At 45.9% G+C, this 19,529-nt stretch carries 20 protein-coding genes; 12 read left to right on the forward strand and 8 right to left on the reverse strand.

From position 1 onward, the window contains the following. Positions 1 to 252: 252 nt before the first annotated feature. Positions 253 to 813, reverse strand: coding sequence for a peptidoglycan-binding domain-containing protein (locus D0A37_RS01410; RefSeq protein ID WP_242720290.1), 561 nt, complete (start codon positions 811 to 813; stop codon positions 253 to 255). 255 nt (positions 814 to 1,068) lie between these two features. Here D0A37_RS01410 and trpB point away from each other — a divergent pair, with 255 nt between their 5' ends. The 3 genes from trpB to D0A37_RS01425 all read left to right on the forward strand — a co-directional run bounded on the left by trpB (position 1,069) and on the right by D0A37_RS01425 (position 3,824). Then, positions 1,069 to 2,307: a tryptophan synthase subunit beta gene (trpB, locus tag D0A37_RS01415; protein ID WP_242720293.1), complete on the forward strand. Its 1,239-nt coding sequence runs from the start codon at positions 1,069 to 1,071 to the stop codon at positions 2,305 to 2,307. A gap of 277 nt (positions 2,308 to 2,584) precedes the next feature. Continuing rightward, entirely contained in the window at positions 2,585 to 3,094 is a 510-nt protein-coding gene (locus tag D0A37_RS01420) for a CAP domain-containing protein (protein ID WP_242720295.1), read from the forward strand. Between the two features lie 97 nt (positions 3,095 to 3,191). After that, a complete protein-coding gene (locus D0A37_RS01425; protein WP_242725847.1) occupies positions 3,192 to 3,824 on the forward strand; it encodes a ribonuclease D in 633 nt (210 codons plus the stop codon). Positions 3,825 to 4,095: 271 nt separating this feature from the next. Here the strand turns inward: D0A37_RS01425 and D0A37_RS01430 are convergent, their stop codons facing one another. Then, positions 4,096 to 5,157 carry a GspE/PulE/PilB domain-containing protein gene (locus D0A37_RS01430; protein ID WP_242720297.1) on the reverse strand — a complete coding sequence of 354 codons (1,062 nt, stop codon included), beginning with the start codon at positions 5,155 to 5,157 and terminating at the stop codon, positions 4,096 to 4,098. 421 nt (positions 5,158 to 5,578) lie between these two features. Continuing rightward, positions 5,579 to 6,724 carry a HetZ-related protein 2 gene (locus D0A37_RS01435; RefSeq protein WP_242720299.1) on the reverse strand — a complete coding sequence of 382 codons (1,146 nt, stop codon included), beginning with the start codon at positions 6,722 to 6,724 and terminating at the stop codon, positions 5,579 to 5,581. A 136-nt stretch (positions 6,725 to 6,860) separates the two neighbouring features. Between D0A37_RS01435 and glyS the strand changes: the two genes are divergently transcribed. Both glyS and murD read left to right on the forward strand, forming a co-directional pair. Then, positions 6,861 to 9,041: a glycine--tRNA ligase subunit beta gene (glyS, locus tag D0A37_RS01440; RefSeq protein ID WP_242720301.1), complete on the forward strand. Its 2,181-nt coding sequence runs from the start codon at positions 6,861 to 6,863 to the stop codon at positions 9,039 to 9,041. A 566-nt stretch (positions 9,042 to 9,607) separates the two neighbouring features. Further along, positions 9,608 to 10,954 carry a UDP-N-acetylmuramoyl-L-alanine--D-glutamate ligase gene (gene murD / locus D0A37_RS01445; protein WP_242720302.1) on the forward strand — a complete coding sequence of 449 codons (1,347 nt, stop codon included), beginning with the start codon at positions 9,608 to 9,610 and terminating at the stop codon, positions 10,952 to 10,954. A gap of 134 nt (positions 10,955 to 11,088) precedes the next feature. On the opposite strand, the gene D0A37_RS01450 is transcribed toward murD, so the two are convergent. The 4 genes from D0A37_RS01450 to D0A37_RS01465 form a co-directional block, all read right to left on the reverse strand. Continuing rightward, positions 11,089 to 11,247, reverse strand: a complete 159-nt coding sequence (locus D0A37_RS01450) for a hypothetical protein (RefSeq protein ID WP_242720304.1) — start codon at positions 11,245 to 11,247, stop codon at positions 11,089 to 11,091. A gap of 51 nt (positions 11,248 to 11,298) precedes the next feature. Next, complete coding sequence (locus D0A37_RS01455) at positions 11,299 to 11,661, reverse strand: hypothetical protein (RefSeq protein ID WP_242725850.1); 363 nt, start codon at positions 11,659 to 11,661, stop codon at positions 11,299 to 11,301. Further along, on the reverse strand, positions 11,630 to 11,812 hold the full coding sequence (locus D0A37_RS01460) for a hypothetical protein (RefSeq protein WP_242720306.1): 183 nt from the start codon (positions 11,810 to 11,812) through the stop codon (positions 11,630 to 11,632). Before D0A37_RS01460 ends, D0A37_RS01455 begins: the two co-directional genes overlap by 32 nt. A 90-nt stretch (positions 11,813 to 11,902) precedes the next feature. Further along, entirely contained in the window at positions 11,903 to 12,313 is a 411-nt protein-coding gene (locus D0A37_RS01465; RefSeq protein ID WP_242720308.1) for an MAPEG family protein, read from the reverse strand. Positions 12,314 to 12,344: 31 nt separating this feature from the next. Between D0A37_RS01465 and D0A37_RS01470 the strand changes: the two genes are divergently transcribed. The 5 genes from D0A37_RS01470 (at position 12,345) to D0A37_RS01490 (ending at position 17,063) form a co-directional block, all read left to right on the forward strand. Beyond that, positions 12,345 to 12,518, forward strand: a complete 174-nt coding sequence (locus D0A37_RS01470) for a hypothetical protein (protein ID WP_445242465.1) — start codon at positions 12,345 to 12,347, stop codon at positions 12,516 to 12,518. A gap of 177 nt (positions 12,519 to 12,695) precedes the next feature. Continuing rightward, positions 12,696 to 13,718 carry a DUF389 domain-containing protein gene (locus D0A37_RS01475; RefSeq protein WP_242720310.1) on the forward strand — a complete coding sequence of 341 codons (1,023 nt, stop codon included), beginning with the start codon at positions 12,696 to 12,698 and terminating at the stop codon, positions 13,716 to 13,718. A gap of 19 nt (positions 13,719 to 13,737) precedes the next feature. After that, complete coding sequence (locus tag D0A37_RS01480; RefSeq protein WP_242720312.1) at positions 13,738 to 15,315, forward strand: Na+/H+ antiporter; 1,578 nt, start codon at positions 13,738 to 13,740, stop codon at positions 15,313 to 15,315. Between the two features lie 540 nt (positions 15,316 to 15,855). After that, positions 15,856 to 16,635: an SAM-dependent methyltransferase gene (locus D0A37_RS01485; RefSeq protein WP_242720314.1), complete on the forward strand. Its 780-nt coding sequence runs from the start codon at positions 15,856 to 15,858 to the stop codon at positions 16,633 to 16,635. 92 nt (positions 16,636 to 16,727) lie between these two features. Further along, positions 16,728 to 17,063, forward strand: coding sequence for a cupin domain-containing protein (locus D0A37_RS01490; RefSeq protein ID WP_242720316.1), 336 nt, complete (start codon positions 16,728 to 16,730; stop codon positions 17,061 to 17,063). Positions 17,064 to 17,235: 172 nt separating this feature from the next. Here the strand turns inward: D0A37_RS01490 and D0A37_RS01495 are convergent, their stop codons facing one another. Continuing rightward, on the reverse strand, positions 17,236 to 17,937 hold the full coding sequence (locus D0A37_RS01495; protein WP_242720318.1) for a Crp/Fnr family transcriptional regulator: 702 nt from the start codon (positions 17,935 to 17,937) through the stop codon (positions 17,236 to 17,238). 45 nt (positions 17,938 to 17,982) lie between these two features. On the opposite strand from D0A37_RS01495, the gene D0A37_RS01500 reads away from it, so the two are divergent. Beyond that, the gene (locus D0A37_RS01500; protein ID WP_242720320.1) at positions 17,983 to 18,501 is read left to right on the forward strand and encodes a CdiA C-terminal domain-containing protein; all 519 of its coding nucleotides are present in this window, start codon (positions 17,983 to 17,985) and stop codon (positions 18,499 to 18,501) included. Continuing rightward, positions 18,476 to 19,507 carry a thiazole synthase gene (locus D0A37_RS01505; protein ID WP_278187131.1) on the forward strand — a complete coding sequence of 344 codons (1,032 nt, stop codon included), beginning with the start codon at positions 18,476 to 18,478 and terminating at the stop codon, positions 19,505 to 19,507. The genes D0A37_RS01500 and D0A37_RS01505 overlap by 26 nt, the downstream gene beginning before the upstream one ends. Positions 19,508 to 19,529: the final 22 nt, after the last annotated feature.

A 19,529-nucleotide genomic window follows, 5' to 3' on the forward strand; every position in this document is an offset into this window, starting at 1 on the left:
GAACCGCTGAGGGCGTCCAGGAAGAGAAGAGGGAGATGGATAATTCTGTTGAAGCGCGGGTTTGAGATGGGTGGGGAATTTAATTTTAGTTGGTTAAGTGCGATCGGGCGCAAGCAAAGAACCCCGACTTCGCAGAAGTTGTCGGGGTTCTAATCAATTAGTTTCACCAGTAAGTGGGGATAAACCCGATACCTTCATAGAAACGTTGGCACTGATTGAAGCGTTTCTATATATCGAGGGAATAAAACCCGATTAGAAGCAAATAATGCCAGACCACTCTTGATGTCCTCGACCTGGTTGACACTGAAATTGCCGTCCGACCCAAATAATTGCCCATTTATTTTGGTTGCGTTTTAATTCAACGCGGTGTCGTAGTGCACGGGCTGAATCGTCAGCTAGACCTATTCTGGTGTATAAAATTACAGATGTTCCTTCTGGGGAATATGTAATTGAAATCTCTTCATAACTTCTTCCTTCTTCATCTTCTAACCCCCTAAACAATTGTGCGGCTACGGCTTTTGGATTAGTCGCTGTAATGCGTTCAGAAAAGATAAATTCTTGTACGTTAACCACCTGAAAATTAAAACGTGGATTGTTCGCTGCATTTAGTTTAGCCCAAGTCTTATCGCCGACAATGCCGTCGGGAACCAGTTGTTGGGACTTTTGGAAATTGATGACAGCTTGCTTAGTTTTTGACCCAAAAATACCATCAATGATACCTGGATCAAAATTTAAATTTTTCAAACCTTCTTGTAGCTTGGTGACTTGGGTGCCTTGTGAGCCTTCTTGAAGCAGAATAGAAATAGAGTTCATGATTTGTCCTTGCTTAGTTGTATGTTATATTTCATGTTTGAGATAAAGATGCACTTAACTTCACTACTGAATATATTCACTCCTGAATATACCCATTCCGTATAAACACGTATAAAGCATAAATTTTCTTCAAATACTCAATTTTGGAGATGATCGAAAACGACCGAATCGACCTTTCAGCGATTTGCACACCCGATCGCCCACAGCCCCACCGACTAGATATAATAAAGTCTGTCCCATTATCCCCACAAGTTTGTGACTGTCACCCCTCTGCATCTCACTTCCGAAACCAGCGCCCAACGCCCCGACTCCCTCGGCAGATTCGGCAAATTCGGCGGCAAATACGTCCCCGAAACCCTGATGCCGGCTTTGTTCGAGCTAGAAGCCGCTTTCCACAAATACAGCAGCGAACCGGAATTTCAACAGCAACTTCAACAATTACTCAAAGATTATGTCGGCCGCCCCAGCCCTTTGTATTTTGCCGAACGCCTCACCGAGCACTACGCTAAAGCAGACGGAACTGGCCCGCAAATTTACCTAAAACGCGAAGATTTAAACCACACCGGTGCTCACAAAATTAACAACGCTTTAGCTCAAGCATTGCTTGCAAAACGCATGGGTAAAAAGCGGGTAATTGCTGAAACTGGTGCCGGTCAGCACGGCGTTGCTACTGCTACAGTTTGCGCTCGTTTCGGTATAGAATGCGTTGTCTACATGGGCGTTCACGACATGGAAAGACAGGCTTTAAATGTGTTTAGAATGCGGCTGATGGGAGCCGAAGTGCGGCCGGTGGCGGCGGGTACGGGAACGCTGAAAGATGCGACTTCCGAAGCGATTCGCGACTGGGTAACAAACGTGGAGACAACTCATTACATTCTTGGTTCGGTAGCGGGCCCCCATCCTTACCCGATGATGGTGCGCGATTTCCATACGATAATCGGTCAAGAAACCCGCGCTCAGTGTCAGGAAAAGTGGGGTGGTTTGCCGGATATTTTATTAGCTTGCGTCGGCGGCGGTTCTAATGCAATGGGTCTTTTCCATGAGTTTGTCGGGGAAGAAACTGTCAGGTTGATCGGTATTGAAGCCGCAGGCGAAGGCGTGGAAACTGATAAACACGCTGCTACTTTGACTAAGGGAAGTGTGGGAGTTCTGCACGGGGCGATGAGTTATTTGCTGCAAGATAATGAAGGTCAAGTAATCGAGCCGCATTCGATTAGTGCAGGTTTGGATTATCCGGGCGTCGGGCCGGAACACAGTTATTTGAAGGATGCGGGCAGAGCTGAATATTATAGCGTAACTGATGCAGAAGCGCTGGAAGCATTTCAGCGGCTGTCGCAGTTGGAGGGGATTATTCCGGCTTTGGAAACTGCTCATGCGATCGCCTATTTAGAGACTCTGTGCCCTCAGCTAACAGGTAATCCGCGCATTGTGCTGAACTGTTCGGGACGCGGCGACAAAGACGTGAACACTGTGGCGAAGGTTCTGAATATCTAGGTTAGCGGAATGTGGGGCGATCGCCCTGTAGGAATTAGTAACAATTAATTGGTGTCAACTTAAGACTAAAATCCTTTGTATCTCTCGTTTGTATCGAAGTCTAGATCCCCCCTAGCCGCCCTTCTTAATAAGGGGAACCCGAAGCGCTCTTTCGTCCCCCGGACGCGGGGGATGCGAGGGGGATTGAGAGGCTCATCGTCAGATGGTATACTCATATTACTTTTGGCATTAAGTTGACACTAATGGTAACAATTAACTTTATTTTTCGTTTGATTTCATGTCCAAAGGTTTAATTTTGACGTGGGTGGGATTGTTGACAATCCTGCTGCCAAAGTGTGGCGCGGTCACTCTTGAGCCATCGCGGCCGGAAACTTCCATGAATACTAAGGTTGCTTCGAGTGCTATTACTGACTTAGAAAAAGCGGTTAACGAACAGATAAATCAATACCGAGCATCTAAAAAGTTGCCGCCGCTGAGTATCGATCCGCGAATTAGTCAGGTAGCAAGAATTCACAGCGAAGATATGGCTAAGGGTAAAGTAACTTTTAGCCACGAGGGATTTGAAGGGCGGGCGAAAGCAATTACGATTCCTTATAAAAGTGTAGCGGAAAATCTTGCTTACAATTTTGGCTACAACGACCCGGTACGCAATGCTGTTGAGGGTTGGATTAAAAGTGACGGCCACCGCAAAAATATGGAAGGTCAGTTTAATGTGACAGGTATTGGGGTTGCAAAAAATGCCAAAGGCGAGTATTATTTTACTCAGCTTTTTGTTCGCAGCCGGTAATTTGAAGGAAGAAGGAAGAAGGAAGAGGGAAGAAGGAAGAAGGCCGTCAACAGTCAACAGTCAACAGTCAACAGTCAACAGTCAACAGTTACCAATAATGGAATTTGCAGATTTTCAAGTGTGCGATGGTGATATTCCCGATTCTCTCTTATCTTATTATTTGACTGCGCCGGCGATCGCCGTTGATACGGAAACAATGGGTTTGCTACCCTGGCGCGATCGCTTGTGTTTGGTGCAGTTGTGCAATCCCGAAGGTAAAGTTGCAGTGGTGCGGATTGCCAAAGGCCAGACAGCAGCACCGAATTTAAAGAAGTTAATGGAAGCCGAAAGTATTGAGAAAGTATTTCATTTTGCGCGCTTTGATATGGCAACAATGCGTTACAATTTAAGTATTGACATTGCACCAGTTTTCTGCACCAAGCTAGCTAGTAAACTTGCTAGAACTTATACCAACAAACACGGATTGAAAGACTTAATTCTAGAACTAGAAAAGGTAGAATTAAATAAAACATCTCAAAGTTCCGACTGGGGAAATGCGACTAATCTTTCTGACGATCAACTAAATTATGCTGCTAACGATGTCCGCTATTTGCTGAGCGCTAAACAAAAGTTGACTGCCATGTTGCAGCGAGAAGAACGCTGGGAAATTGCACAGCAATGTTTTCAGTGTTTGCCAGTTTTTGTGAGTTTGGATTTATTGCAGTACAAGGATGTTTTCGAGCACGGCTAATACCATTTTAGATTTTAGATTTTAGATTGGGAATGACTGATGAATACCAGGGTTGAGAACACGGGCATACAATTGCATTCTTTTTGGGAACTGGTATAATCTTCTGTCACCTCGCAGAACTGCCATCAAATTGGTTTGTAGTGAAGACTTGAGTTATCATAAAACTCCCTCGGAATTTAGTCCTCACTACAAACGTAATTATTATTATTATTTGACCGAACTTGATGTGAGTTAAAAAAAAATCAAAACCGTCATCTATGGCTGATTAGGACTACTGGGGATTGTGTTCGTGCAGCAAAGCTTCAATTTGGTCGTCCACATTTCTAATCACCTGTTCCAAAGCGGGCAACCCCTCTAAATGCCCAGGAGAAAGCCGAGTTTGATCGCGAATTTGATTCACTTTTCGCTGCAATTCTTCGGCCAGCCGCAGCGCGTCGCGACTCAAAGTAGACAACTGCTGCTGCTGGTAAAACCTCAAAGCTGCCCCCCGCAAAACTTGCAGGGTGGCTTCTTCCTTGCCACCCACAGTCATTACCCGCAACCGCAACAGCAAATGAGTGTTTTGATATATGCGTTCAACTTCGACTTGTTTGGGGTGTTCCACGGGGCAAACAGGCATACCTGTTAGCCGCTTCAACTCGTCGATGACCTCTTGGAAAAGGACGAGATCGATACCTTCGAGCATCGATTTCAAAACGCCATCTTGACTCCAAAGAATCCGGCCTTGGGACTGGTGCCGCTCAAAAAACAGGCGGCCGATACCCTCTCGCAGCACTCTACCGAGCAATTCTTGCAGCAGTTGGGGCGCGGGCAAAGTTGCCAAAACTTCCACTTGGCTTGACAAGTGCAAGGCATCGACATTCAAAACCGATAGCTGTGTCGGTGTCGGAGGAACCTCAGCGCCAGCAGGTTGAAACCCCCCATGAGTGGGCATCGAGGGTTGTTGCCTAGGCAGCAGCGTTTCTGTTTTGGGGCCTGAAGTTGCTGGTGCGGGATTTTTGGGTGTTGGGGCTGCTGCGGTTTCTGTCTGGCTGGGTGCTCGGAGCTGGCTCCCGTGGAGCAAGTAAGCTGAGAGCATCGAGCGCTGAGTTTCCGACGCAATTTGCTCAGTTGTGACTGAGCAATTCATGTAAGCTAAAATCCGCTGCACGTAGTCCAAGGCGGAGTCATCTTGGGCATCGACTACGCCCAATTTAAACCGATTACCTTCTAGAGATAGAGGCAACACTTGATAGTAAAGGCAAGCTTCAAAGGGGACAACTGTATCGATTAGTTGAAATATTCGATCGGAGTCCATTGTAGCTGCGGAGTCTGTGGAAGATGTATGTATCATTAGCTGCTTTGTAGTGGGAAGCGCGATCGAGCGCGACGCACCAACCTGATGCGAGAAAGTTCAATGCTGCAAGTTCCTTGACGGAGGAATTGCTCTAACAACCGGAAGCTTTTATTAAATAAAAATCCTTAGTCCCAGTATTTTCTCCGTTCTGTATTGCAGCCTCAAATTTTACCAAAAGATTGACAACTAGATGATGACTGGCGCACTCTTGACCAACTATCATCGATCGCGCGAGATTGATTCCCGTGGCTGGCAACGACAGAATTATGTCTTTAATACGCAAGTATTACAGATGCACCCCAACCGATGATTTACGGACAACCGCTTAATTTAAGATTGGTTAAAAAATCCTCAAAAGTCGATCGCGCTGATAGTATCTTATCCTACGCAGCAGCGATCGTCATTAATTCCCTTGCCGTTAACCTTCGACGGACGAGACGGAATTGCGGAGAGATTGAGCTGCTAAATAAAGTTTGCTCCACTCCCCGATGACTTGATTGGTTTTCAGCTTTAATTCAGATGCGATCGCCTCTACACTTTTCCCTGCTTTCAGCGATTCTACCAAGTGCCGCTGCACCGGCGTGAGATCTTGTAAATATTGCTGCCACTGGGCGGGAGTCAAGCCCAAACTGTGTTCTTTGAGCGAAGTTTCCAGCCAGTTGGCCACTAATTCCGGTGCTTGTTTGACTGCAAAAACCCGAATCGCGTGGTAACTGACTTTTTCTCGCAAGCGGTAAATTTGCTTGATCGGAACCTTCAACTCCTCGGCAATTGCCTCTTGGGAACGACCTTGCAGGTAAAGCCGCAGCCACTGGGAGGCCAGCGGATCGACTTCAGCGGCTAAGTAATTCTCAAATTCTTGTTGGACAATCTGCCGCTGAGTTTGCTGCTCCTCCCAAGCTTGATTTTCTCGATACTCGGACATTGCCTGTTCGTCTAGGAGACTAAGCGGTTCGTCTGTATCGTCGGGTAGAACCTGTTCCGACACCAGCCGCACCCAGTCTCCCGCAGGCACCTGCGTCAACCCGCCCCGCTGGGCACGCCGCAAATAGTTGACAAAACGGTACACCAACAGGGGCTGGTTGCGGATCGGCCGTAAGCAGTATTCTTCGGTGCTCGCTAGCAGCAAAGCATTTCGCAGGCGTCTGTCTGAGGTGCATTCGGCAATCCAGGCGACTTGCTGCTGCAGGTAGCGATCGGAATTGAGCATTTCCTGAATCACTTCTTGCAGTACCTCCACCGTACTCCGCTGTCTGTCGCGACTCAGCGAAACCCACGCTTGGATTTTTTGCCGGAGTACAACTAAGCCGCCAAGCCGCCCGATCAAGTTGCGGTAAGCTTTTTCTGGCGGTATTCCCAAATACCGAGAAAGCAAAATTCGATATAAAAAGTCGATCGCCCCAGAGGCGACAGACAATTGAGTTGGGCTAAGAGTGTCAAATCTTTCGGGCTTGTCTCCCAACAGCCAGCGGACAACACTCTCGCGAGTGCTAGAACTCTCCTGCGGGCAATCTTGTTCGAGTCGAGACTTCCAATCTTGTCCTAGTCTTTCCGCCAAGGTCATGGGCTGTCGAGAATATTGTCTTTCACCCCCGATTTTACGTGGTATCCTGAATTTTTGAGTATTTTTCAGATATACGAGCGCGCGATCGGATAAATTACCTTAAATTACCCTAAACAAAATTCCATTACGGTGCGATATGCCTAACTTTTTATTAGAACTCGGTACAGAAGAATTGCCCGCATCTTTTGTCACAGGCAGCGCCCAGCAGTGGCAGCGACTTGTACCTGCAACGCTGGTCGAAGAATCCTTGACAAATGACTCTATTAATGTATACGCTACTCCGAGGCGTTTGGCCGTTCTCGTGAAAGGACTGCCAGTTCAGCAATTAGACAGAGAAGAAGAGGTAAAAGGGCCGCCCGCGAGTTCGGCTTTTAAAGATGGCAAACCGACGAAAGCAGCCGAAGGTTTTGCGAAAAAGCAGGGCGTAGAAATTGATGCTTTGGAAGTTCGGGCTACGGATAAAGGCGATTTTGTGTTTGTGCTCAAAAAGATTCCGGGGCGGATGACAGCGGATATTTTGACAGAACTTGTGCCGCAGTGGATTAATAAGTTAGAAGGCAAAAGATTTATGCGGTGGGCCGACGGAGATTTGAAGTTTCCGCGCCCGATTCGATCGCTCGTGGCACTGTTAGATGATACTGTACTGCCAATTACATTGGTCAGCGGTTCGGATACGGTCAAGAGCGATCGAATTTCCCAAGGACACCGGGTGTTATACACCCCCCCTACACCCCCCCTTGGCAAGGGGGGGACGGGGGGGGTCTCGATTCCGCAAGCCGAGGATTATGTCGAGTGTCTGCGGGCTGCTTGCGTGGAGGTCGATCGAACCCAGCGCAAAAATCAAATTAAAGCACAAGTAGAAGCCGCAGCGACAAAACAAGGCGGTTACGCCGCCATTACCGAAGATTTGTTAGAAGAAGTCACCGACTTAGTAGAATGGCCGAACGCAGTTGTCGGCAAATTTGACGAGGAATTTTTGATATTGCCGCCGGAAGTAATCACCACAATTATTGTTACAAACCAGCGGTATTTTCCGATTCTCAAAAGCCCAGATTATCCCGAACTTCTGCCCTATTTCATTACAATTTCCAATGGCGACCCGGCTAAAGCCGCGATTATTGCTGCTGGTAACGAGCGAGTAGTGCGGGCAAGATTGGCAGACGGTCAGTTTTTCTACAAAGCAGACTTGGTAAAACCTCTAGAGGATTATTTGCCCAAGTTGGCAACAGTTACTTTCCAGGAAGATTTGGGGACAGTACGCGCAAAGGTCGATCGTCTGTGCAAGATTGCCAGCCTCCTAGTCACTCAACTGCAAATAACAGGCGAACAACAAGCTTATATAGCAAGATCAGCCTTACTTTGTAAAGCCGACCTCGTAACCCAAATGGTTTACGAACTTCCCGAAATGCAAGGAATTATGGGGCAGAAATACGCCTTAGCAAGTGGCGAATCGGAAGAAGTAGCCACTGCGATTTTTGAACATTATTTGCCCAAAGGTGCGGGCGACAATTTGCCTCAAACTCTGACAGGTCAAATTGTCGCAATAGCAGACAAATTAGATACTTTAGTCAGCATCTTCGGCTTGGGAATGTTGCCCACTGGTTCATCCGATCCCTTCGCTTTGCGCCGCGCCGCTAATGCAATAATTAACATTATTTGGGCGGCTCAGTTGCCAGTCAACTTGCACGAGTTGCTCGCAGAAGTTGTGGCAGAATTTACCGCAGCCCGCCCGCAAACCTCGGCGGAGTTGCTGGATCAGTTATACGAGTTTTTCTTGCAAAGAATTCGGACTTTGTTGCAAGAAGAAAAAAACGTAGATTACGATTTGGTGAATGCAGTTTTGGGAGAAAATGACCCAGAATATACTGAACGAGCATTGAGAGATTTGTTAGACGCACTCGAAAGAGCGCTTTTCTTACAACAAATCCGCAATAACCAGACTTTGGATCTAATTTACGAAACAGTCAACCGTTCAACTCGTTTGGCGGCTCAAGGTGATTTGGATAAAATAGAATTGGAACCGAAAACGGCGGTGAAACCAGATTTATTTCAAAAGTCGTCTGAACAAGCTTTTTACGATGCAGTCGTGCAGTTAGTGCCGCAAACGCTGCTATCCAAACAAACTCGGAATTACCAGCAGTTGGTAGATAGTTTGACTGAAATTGCTCCGACTGTCAGCAACTTTTTCGACGGGCCAGAAAGCGTTTTGGTGATGGATTCCGACGCGGAAATTAAGCAAAATCGGTTAAATTTACTGGGTTTGCTGCGGAATCACGCGCGGGTGTTGGCTGACTTTGGGGCGATCGTCAAAAGTTAGAATTTACAATATTTGAGTCCGCCGGGGATTGAAAACCTCCGCTTCAGTCCGCCGGGGGTTGAAACCCCCGTCTCAAAGCGAAAGTCCTCGCTATGAGGACTGAAACGCACACATACTAGACTTTTCAGTCAGTTTTAACTCCTATGTTGCACCATTCTCAATTAGCCTTTTGTGAACAGGCAAGATGCCTGTTCCACAAGAGATGAATTTCATTGTGGAACAGGCATCTTGCCTGTTGCTGACAAGGTGCAATATCTCAGTTTTAACTAACTTTAGCTGTTAGACAGGGGTTTTCAACCCCTGGCGGGCCTTGAGAAACAACGGGCGAGCCTGTAGGCAAACCAACTTGAGAAACTTACTTCTTAAAACTCTCGTTCAAAATAACATTCAAGCTTACCAATAAAACGAGTAAATCTATTAGAATTTTTGCGAAACTGCGCGCGTCTCAGCAGAGTTCGATCGCTCTCTTACAAAATAGGCAAAATGGCCAATAGTCAACAACCAATTCAAGGTTAAGATATAAACTTAGAAAACCAGGGAAGTTCGCTCCATTACACACACAACTTATGCCGATAGCTCATATCATTGGACTAGGAAAATCAGGAATTGCCGCCGCCAGACTGCTCAAACGCGAAGGATGGGAAGTAACGCTGAGCGATCGCTCATCTTCCCCAAACTTGCTCGAAGAGCAACAGCAACTAGCTAACGACGGAATTAAAGTTGAGTTAGGTCAATCTTTTGAACCAGTCGAATCTATAGAATTAATAGTAGTAAGTCCGGGCGTTCCCTGGGACAGTCCAGCATTAGTGCGCGCCAGAGAGTTAGGGATTGAAACAATCGGAGAAATGGCTCTCGCATGGCGTTACCTCAAATCTCCTTGGGTGGGAATTACTGGCACTAACGGCAAAACTACTACTACTGCTTTAATTGCTGCTATTTTTGCAGAAGCGGGGCTTTACGCTCCCGCTTGCGGCAATATTGGCTATGCTGCGTGTGAATTAGCTTTAGCAGAAAAACAGCCGGATTGGGTAATCGCAGAAATCAGCAGCTATCAGATAGAATCCTCGCCGTTTGTAGCGCCGCGAATCGGAGTTTTGACGACTTTGACGCCGGATCACCTTAGCCGCCACAAAACTTTGGAAAATTACTACAACATTAAAGCGCATTTGCTGAAAAAGTCGGAATTGCAAGTAATCAACGGCGACGATCCTTATTTGCGGCAGCAAGGAGTTGACGTTTGGCCGGATGCGTGTTGGACGAGTGTCAAAGGTGAAAAAGAACTGTTGGGAAATACAGATTTTGGAGCCTATATTCAAGATGGTTGGGTAATAGCTCAAAGCGAGAAAATTTTACCTGCTGACTCTTTGCGGATGGTGGGAGAACACAATTTGCAGAATTTGTTAATGGCGGTGGCTGCGGCTAATTTGGCGGGGATAGATAAAAGTGCGATCGCCCAGGCGATCGCTACATTCCCCGGAGTTTCGCACCGCCTCGAACACATCTGCACTTGGGAAGGCATAGATTTCATCAACGACAGCAAAGCTACTAATTATGACGCCGCCCAAGTCGGGTTGGCTTCTGTGAGCGCACCGGCGATTTTAATTGCGGGTGGCGACCCAAAAGAAGGGGACGATCGCGCTTGGATTGATACAATCAAGGCGAAAGCTGCTGCGGTGTTGCTAATTGGGGATGCAGCGAGTCTTTTTGCCGATCGGCTCGAACAAGCAAATTACAACGCTTGGGAAATTGTCGAAACAATGGAACGAGCAATCCCGCGATCGGCAGAATTAGGCAAACAGAACAACGCTAAAGTAGTGCTGCTTTCCCCAGCCTGTGCTAGCTTCGATCAATACCAAAACTTCGAGCAACGGGGCGATCATTTCCGCCAATTATGCCTCGAATCCCTAGTTTAGATATGTCATTGTTCGCTGTGTACAAATTAAGATTGTTATACACAGCGAACACTAACAAAATTCAATCTGCGTTCATCCGCGTCTATCGGCTTACATCTGCGGTTAAAAATTAAAACCTTTGAATTCCACCTACTTTAACTAACAGTCTTCCAAACAGTCTTAATTCTATCCTGTTGTTCCCATTCTAGCGCCTGAAAAACTAGCATCATTTCCTCATGAGTGTAATCAATAATGATCGCCGCCAATTGAGCGGCAGTTTCCGCTTCCAGCATGGCTAGTTTCAATTTTGTCATTCCTTCTTTATCCATCAACACTAAAACTTGGATTTTTCCCTCACCTTTATTTTAATTTGACTTACAAATATCTGTTAACTTTGCCTTAAAATCAGCAATATTAGCAGCACTTAGTGTGTCAAAATTGCGCGAGGATATTTTAAATTCTTGCCTGCAAAGCTGAGAGAGCAATTTTTCATCAATCTCCAGAATCTGGCCTTCCGAAGTGACATTTCTGTGCAACAAAATTGCGATTTCTCTTTCCAGTTGGCGATAGCCTTGCTGAAAAAAATCTTGAGAGTTAGAACGAAACAAACCGCTATTGACTTGCTGAATTTGGCTGGGTGTCAGCGATTGAGCCGAGACAGCAGCCGGAAATCCAAAAGATGCTGCTAGCCACCAGCTATAAATTATCTGTTTGAGAATGCTGTTCATCACTGTCGGGAGGATTTTTTACCTCAATGGGTTTCTCGTCTTCTGACTCGCTTGCTAATTCATCTTCTCGTTCAAGTTTTTCTTGCCACTCGACAAGCTGCTGAAAAAGTTTCGGGTTAATTTCAAATACGGGTTTGTTGGTTTCTGACATATTTACTCCTAACATTTATTACATTTAACTGGTTTCCAGGCAGAGCCTGGAAACGAGTAGAAAAAGAATTATGTCGAGCAGAAGCTACGCTCAAATCTTCAGGAGCGACATAATTATTCCTGTTAAGGAACCACCAAGCAAAGCTAAAGTAGCTAAGGTACTAATGCCAAATCCTGCGGCTCTTTTTTCCGCAGCTTGATAGTAACCCCAAGCAAACAAAATGCGTCCAACTATCCAAACTGCGCCGATACCCGCCCCCCAAATTGGGCTGATAAATTGCGAGAACAGCCACAGCGAGGGCAAAAATAGAATCATTTGTTCTAAGGTATTTTGCTGAACTCGCACCACTCGCTCAAAGTCTGGGTTTCCTGTCATCTGCGGGGGAGAAACTTTGTGTTTGAATCTAGCTCTGCCGACGTTGATGGTAACAACGAAGTAGAGAATTAATGCTGAAACAGTAATTAGACTAGGCCAAAGTGTCGCGTTTGCTTCTGCGAGCATGATTCGGTATGATTGGGTTGGAGTATATATATTGATTATAAATGAATTATTGCCGATCGCGTCATTCATGGCCATCTCGTCATTCAAGGCAGGGGATGTGATTCAACTACTGGGGATTAGTGCGGCGGCAATTCCTTTTGGGTTCCGCGACATCCTCGAAAACTTGCTGGCTGGGATTTTGATTCTTTTGCTCGCACCTGCATAGGGATACAAGCCCCCGACTCTTGTCGTGAGTAGCCCACATTTTAAACTCTTATTCAACATCCCCGATTCATCTGTGGAGTAAATCTAAAATCTAAAATCTAAAATCTAAAATCTAAAATCTAAAATCGACTGACCGCACCTGCATAGGGCTACAATCCCTCGACTTAAGGAGATTATTTTGCTCAACACTATTAGAAACCGTCTTAAATATTTCACCAGGAGCAGGATTGAGCCACAGCATTTAAAGAAAATACGAGTTGACTTGTTAGAAGAATCAACCCTAGATATTGACTATCTGGTCTTAATTCTCGGCTCCTGTATAATCGCTACCTTTGGACTGCTTGCCAACAGTGCGGCCGTCATCATCGGTGCTATGATCATTGCGCCTCTGATGTTGCCAATCCGAGGATTAGCATTTGGAGCGGTAGAAGGTAACGTTCTCCTCTTCCGCAAAGGTTTAATTGCATTAGCAGTCGGGACGGTGCTAGCAATTTTTCTAGCTTGTTTGTTGGGCGCTTTGGTACAACTTCCCGGCTTTGGGAGCGAAGTTCTAGCTCGTTCTAAACCTACATTACTAGACTTAGGAATTGCGATCGCCGCTGGGGGAATCAGCGGCTATGCGAAAGTTCAGCCCAAAGTTTCTGCTACTCTGGCGGGAACTGCGATCGCCGTGGCTCTCATGCCGCCAATTTGTGTTATAGGTTTAGGCTTATCTCAAGCTAATTGGTCGCTCAGTTTGGGAGCAAGCCTCCTGTATCTTACTAATTTGCTGGGGATTACTCTCTCCTGTATGCTAACCTCTTTAATGGCCGGCTACACCCCCCTGCATCGCGCCGGTAAAGCCCTCTTGTGGGCGCTAGCATTGACGGCTATACTTGTGATTCCTCTGGGGGTGAGTTTTGCGGAATTGATCGAGCAAGCGCAACTAGAAGCCAGTCTGAAGCGGGCGTTGCTTAACCGGACTATCACTTTTCAACGGGTGGAACTGATTAAAACTGATACTAACTGGTTGGCCAAACCGCCGGAGGTTCGTCTGATTGTTCGCAGCAGCGAAGCTTTGACACCCAAACAGGTGCAGCTTTTAGAAGCATTTGTCGAAAAAGAAATGGGCCAAAAATTTACCCTGATTTTTCAAGTCAGTCAAGTTGAAGAAGTGCGGGGTTCAACGGCGGATAAGTCCCGATCGAAACCAAAGCGTTAACTATTTTCTCCCTAATTGTATGACCCCAGAAACTCTAATTCACGAAGTGACTATCGAGGGCAATCTGAAGCAATTTCTCTTAGTCCTATTAGTTTCCTTAAGTGTGGCGATACTGCCGCAAATATGGGGCTGGTTGCGCCAAATTCCTTACACGCTGCTTTTAGTAATTGTCGGGTTGGGTTTGGCTTTTATAGATGTGCGATTGGTGTCGCTCTCGCCCGAACTGATTCTGTTGATTTTTTTGCCGCCTCTTTTGTTTGAAGCTGCTTGGAATCTGGAATGGTCTAAACTCAAGCGGGATTTAGTGCCGATCGCTCTTTATGCGGTTTTGGGTGTTGTTATTTCCGTTGCTGGCGTGGCTTTTGCTCTCAACCAAATAGCTGGAGTTTCTTTAGGAGTCGCCCTTTTGGTAGGAGCTAGTATATCTGCTACAGATCCTGTTTCAGTTATTGCATTGTTCCGGGAACTGGGAGTTGAAAAACGCCTAGCTTTGCTGGTGGAGGGAGAGAGTTTATTTAATGATGGCATTGCTGTTGTTGCCTTTAGTTTTTTGGTGGGATTCTCTTTAGGGACGGATGAAGTTGGCATCCCATTTCTGGTGGGGCGTTTCTTAGCTTTTGTGGGAATTGGGATTGCTGTCGGGAGTGCGATCGGTTTTGGGATCTCCTATCTCACCCAACGGTTTGATTTACCTTTGGTGGAGCAATCGTTAACCTTAGTTTCAGCCTATGGCACTTATATAATTGTTGAGGAATTGGGTGGTTCTGGGGTGATTGGTGTGGTGGTGATGGGCTTGATATTTGGAAATTTCGGCTCTAGAATCGGTATGCAACCCAGCACCAGACTGGCGGTAACACAATTTTGGGATTTTTTGGCATTTTTTGTAAATTCGATCATGTTCCTGCTGATTGGCGATCGAATTAGTTTTGCTGGTTTGGGAGCAAATTTAGGAGTGATTGGCATAACTGTGGCGGCGATGTTTGTCACGCGAGCGATCGCTATTTTTGGTTTAGGATGGTTGAGCAATAGGTTTGCAAAATCTGAAATTTCATTAGCCGATAGAACTGTGATTTGGTGGGGAGGATTGCGGGGATCTGTCTCGATTGCTTTAGCTTTGAGCGTGCCGGATGTTTTCCCTGATCGGGAAAAAATTATTGGAATCGTGTTTGGCGTAGTTTTATTTACCCTGCTAGTACAAGGTTTAACCACCAAGCCGCTGCTGGAAAAATTGGGGTTGTTGAGCAACCAGGAGTTGCGCCAGCAGTATCTGGAGGCGATCGCCCAACGTGTTGCTCTCAATCGGGTTCTCAAGTATCTATCTGAAGTATCGAGCGATCGTAAAGTCGAGCCTGAGTTTTCCAATCATCTCGTGAGTCAGCTTCAAGAAAAATTAAACTTGCTCCAAGCAGAAATCAATCAAATGTACGATCGATCTCCTGAACTGCGGCAGATGACTATCGACAAACTCGAAGGGGATTTGCAGGCAATAGAGGCTGATACTTATGCTGAATTTGTGCGAGCGGGTCAATTGAATGAGATGCCTATTTCTGTGTTGCAGCAATGTTTTCAAGCTGAGAATGAGAAAATTGTTTCTTAATAGGATGTGGGTAGGGATAATCCACGTGATTGTCCCATTTATGACCTGCTAAGCTGTTGTGGCATTTAAATTGTCTGTTAAAAAACAAAAATTCTTGTGGGGTGTCGCGCCCGCCTCGAATATGCAATTTAAATGCGCGACAGCTTATCTTTGGGAAAGCATCACTAAGTCAGCCGGATCAGTGCGCTTGTTTATATCGGGTTTCATCAAGTTTCTGCCAGAAATACCGACTCTTTTACTCATGCGGTTAGTATTTAGTGCGGGGTTTTGGCGCTTTGGAATGTTCCGCGCACTCGCAGCGAATTCGTTGGCATAATTAACCGAAATAATTTCTACTTAAAACGAGTACGGGTTTTTGGCTTTCGACTGAAAGCATTGTTGGCAATCAAAAACAGTCCGAATTGTTGAGGGGCGGAGATGGTATAATTCCTGATATTGTACGGTTCGTCAGCCTACGATAATTTGAATATGAGCTAGATCATAGAAAGATTTGGGAAAATTTGGCATACTGAGAGTAAGGTTAAATAGGAGGTCAATTTAATGACCAATACTGCTCTCAATTTTAAGACTGCACCCGGACATGAAGTTCTGGCCGCGGCGGGTAAGAGAATGCTGAGGCCGGGGGGGAAACTTGCTACGGAACAGTTATTTGAATGGGCGGATTTTCAACCGGGCGAGACTGTTTTGGAGTTGGCTGCTAGTTTTGGATATAGTTCGATCGCCCTTGTTGAACGTTTTGGCGTAAAAGTAGTGGGAGTTGAGAAAAATCCCGAGAGTGTGGCCCGCGCTCGTGCTAATGTTGCAGCAGCGGGTTTGAGCGATCGAGTGGAAATTGTGGAAGGAGATATTTTTCACTTGGATCAGATTTCCCAACAGTTTGATTGGGTGTTGGCTGAAGCTATCCTGACCATGCAGTCGCCGTCGGGGAAAGCTAAAATTGTATCGGGAATTTGCGATCGTTTAAAACCAGGCGGCAAGTTTCTCTCTCACGAACTTTTAGTTAAAAACCGAGAATCTGAAATTCACAAAGCTTTATCAGAAGTGATTAGGGTTAATTCAACGCCTTTGTCGGAGTCTGGCTGGATTGCTGTTTGCCAAAACGCGGGTTTGCAAGTAGAAAAGTGTCAAAGTGGGGCGATGGGCCTCCTAAATTTGCAGCGAATGCTGCAAGATGAAGGGTTTGTGGGTACTGTGAGGATTGTGTGGAATATATTAAGTCGATCGCAAATTCGCGATCGTATCTTAGCAATGCGTCGAGTTTTCCAGCATTACCAACAAGATCTAGGCTACATCGTTATCTCTGCCAAAAAACAATCTTAACCGACTCAATCGATTTTCGATTTTCGATGGAAGAAAGTGAAGCCACTGATAAATTCGGGGCTTGTGACCAAATTAATTAATTGTCAAAAACTATGACTACTACTCTTTTACCGCTACAATCTTCAGCTATCCAACTCCGAGACGCAATTGAATATCCCGCCGCCGGAGTGTCGAGCAAAGTTTTAATCAAAGACAGTAATTGTCAGTACAATTTACTTTGTCTGGCTGCTGGTAGCGAGGTTTCCGAACACTCTTCGCCGCGCAATGCCACAGTTAATGTCATCGAAGGAAAGGGGATTTTGACTCTAGAAGGCAAAGATATTGTCTTGGAACCGGGGGTGTTTGTTTTTCTGCCCGCCCGCGCCCTCCACGCTTTGAAAGCTGAACAAAATTTGGCATTTATCTTGACACTTTCTGAGCCTAATTAATGCCATTATTATTCGGTAGGCGCGGGTTTTACTAACCATAATTGCCGAAAATCAATAATCTGATAAACCCGCCCCGATTCACGGGTTGTGGGGGGCGGGTTTATATAGATAGTGAGTGGCAGTCAAATATTGTTTGTGAAACCCGCCCTTACAAAAATTGGGATTTTAACATTTAATCTATTTCATCTCCAGAGGCGATATCCTCCAATTTTTTCCAGTCCAATACAATAATTTTACCGCCTCGACTGTAGGATACAAACGGCTTGAGTTTCTTAAACAACCTCACGCATTCTTCGTAGGTAATTCCAATACTGCGAGCAATTTGATAGTAGGGAAAATGTTTTTCTAAACATACACTATTATTCGCAATCTTCGTACCTTGCTCGACGGCAAAATAATGAATAAATCGGGCCAGCCGCACGATCGCCCTTTCCGACACCAACCCGTGCACAGTCTGGTGCAGTTGCTGCAACCGCTGATTAAAAACCGCCAATATTCGCAAAGCAATCTCGGGATTTTCCCGAATTGCTGCTAGCAAAAATTCCCGTTCTGTGGTAAGAACTTGCACATCAGTTTCTGCCGTCACCGTTGCCGGGGCAATGCCGTTGCCTAGCAAAGCAGGTGCCGCAAAAATATCTCCCTGAAATAAAGTGCGGAGAATTGTTTCTTTGCCCGCCGCCGCTGTTTTTGCCACTCGCAGAGAACCGCTCAAAAGAGTGTATAATTTTTCGGGGAGGCGATCGCCCTCATACATCACAACTTCTCCCTGTCGGTAACTGCAAATTACTGTGTGTTCTTGCAATCGCTCTAATTCAGTTTGGTTTAAGCTGGCAAATATTCCAATTTTAGCCACTTGCTCGACAGTTGCTTTCATAGATTTAACTCTACCCGATCCGAGTCCATTGACAGTATAGTAACGGTGAATTCAGAATATATCGAGACAAGCAGAGCCATCTACGAAAATGCAGAACCAGAATATCGGCGATATTATTTTGATGAGATAGCTGCCGGATTTGTGCTAATTCACCAACAACACAATCTTAATAATTCGGAAAGTTTGGTCGCTGAAGTTTTGGCTAAAATGGGAAAGAGAGTTACGCTGTTGAGCGAGCAAGCAGCAGAGGGTGTGAGAACGCCAGACGCTGAGATAGACGGTCAGATTTGCGAATTTAAGGAGTTAACAGAATCTACGAGGAACATCAGGTATCGAGTTCAAGAAGGAATAAGCAGGGCAAAAACTCAAGGTGCATCAGTAGTTATTTTTCACATCAACCGAGAAAAATACGATGTCTGGAAAATCAACGCTGGCATCAAACAAGGTCTGTTTTGGGATACCCAAAACCAGATTCAACAAATAATTTTTGTTGCCAACAGCAAACAAATTAAAATCATTACAAGGGAAGACTGGCAAAATGGAAGACCATTTCAGCGAATTTAAAGAAATCGTAGAGTGCGGGTTGAAAAATAATATGCCGCGAGATGCTAAACTAATTACTGTAGGCCAAATTTTATATGCTGTTACCCGCGATGATCTAACCATAAAAGAAGGTTGGCAGCTTGAAGAAATGATGGGTGGCAGAACACAGTGGGAAGAGGCACTTGAGTACAGCATTTTTGGCTATCCAGTAGACACAGCAACGCCACCTTTAGACAAACCTCTGGTTATTGCCGGCAAAACTTTTCATTCTCGCTTGATGACGGGTACGGGAAAATATCGCAGCATTGCAGAAATGCAGCAAAGTGTCAACGCTAGCAGGTGCGAAATTGTGACTGTAGCTGTGCGGCGAGTGCAAACAAATGCTCCCGGCCATGAAGGATTGGCAGAGGCTCTTGATTGGACTAAAATTTGGATGCTGCCAAATACTGCCGGTTGTCAAACTGCCGATGAGGCGATTAGAGTAGCTCGTTTGGGCCGGGAAATGGCGAAACTTTTAGGGCAAGAAGACAATAATTTTGTCAAATTAGAAGTGATTCCCGATTCTAAATATTTGCTCCCAGATCCGATCGGCACTTTGGAAGCTGCAGAACAATTAGTCAAAGAAGGTTTTGCCGTTTTGCCCTACATCAATGCCGATCCCTTGCTGGCAAAACGCCTAGAAGAAGTCGGTTGTGTGACAGTCATGCCTTTAGGTTCGCCCATCGGTTCAGGGCAAGGGATCAACAATGCCGCCAACATTCAAATAATTATTGACACGGTAAATGTTCCTGTGGTTGTGGATGCGGGAATCGGAACCCCCAGCGAAGCGGCGCGAGCAATGGAAATGGGAGCCGATGCACTTTTGATTAATTCCGCGATCGCCAATGCCCAAAATTCCCCGGCAATGGCAAAAGCAATGGGAATGGCAGCAGAAGCGGGCCGGATAGCGTACTTAGCAGGCAGAATGCCGGTCAAAGATTACGCGATCGCCTCTTCTCCCCAAACAGGCACTGTTACCTCCAAATAAATGGCCGAATTTTCCTGGGCGC

The sequence above is a fragment of the Microcoleus vaginatus HSN003 genome (assembly GCF_022701255.1).
Taxonomy (GTDB): Bacteria; Cyanobacteriota; Cyanobacteriia; order Cyanobacteriales; family Microcoleaceae; genus Microcoleus; species Microcoleus vaginatus_B.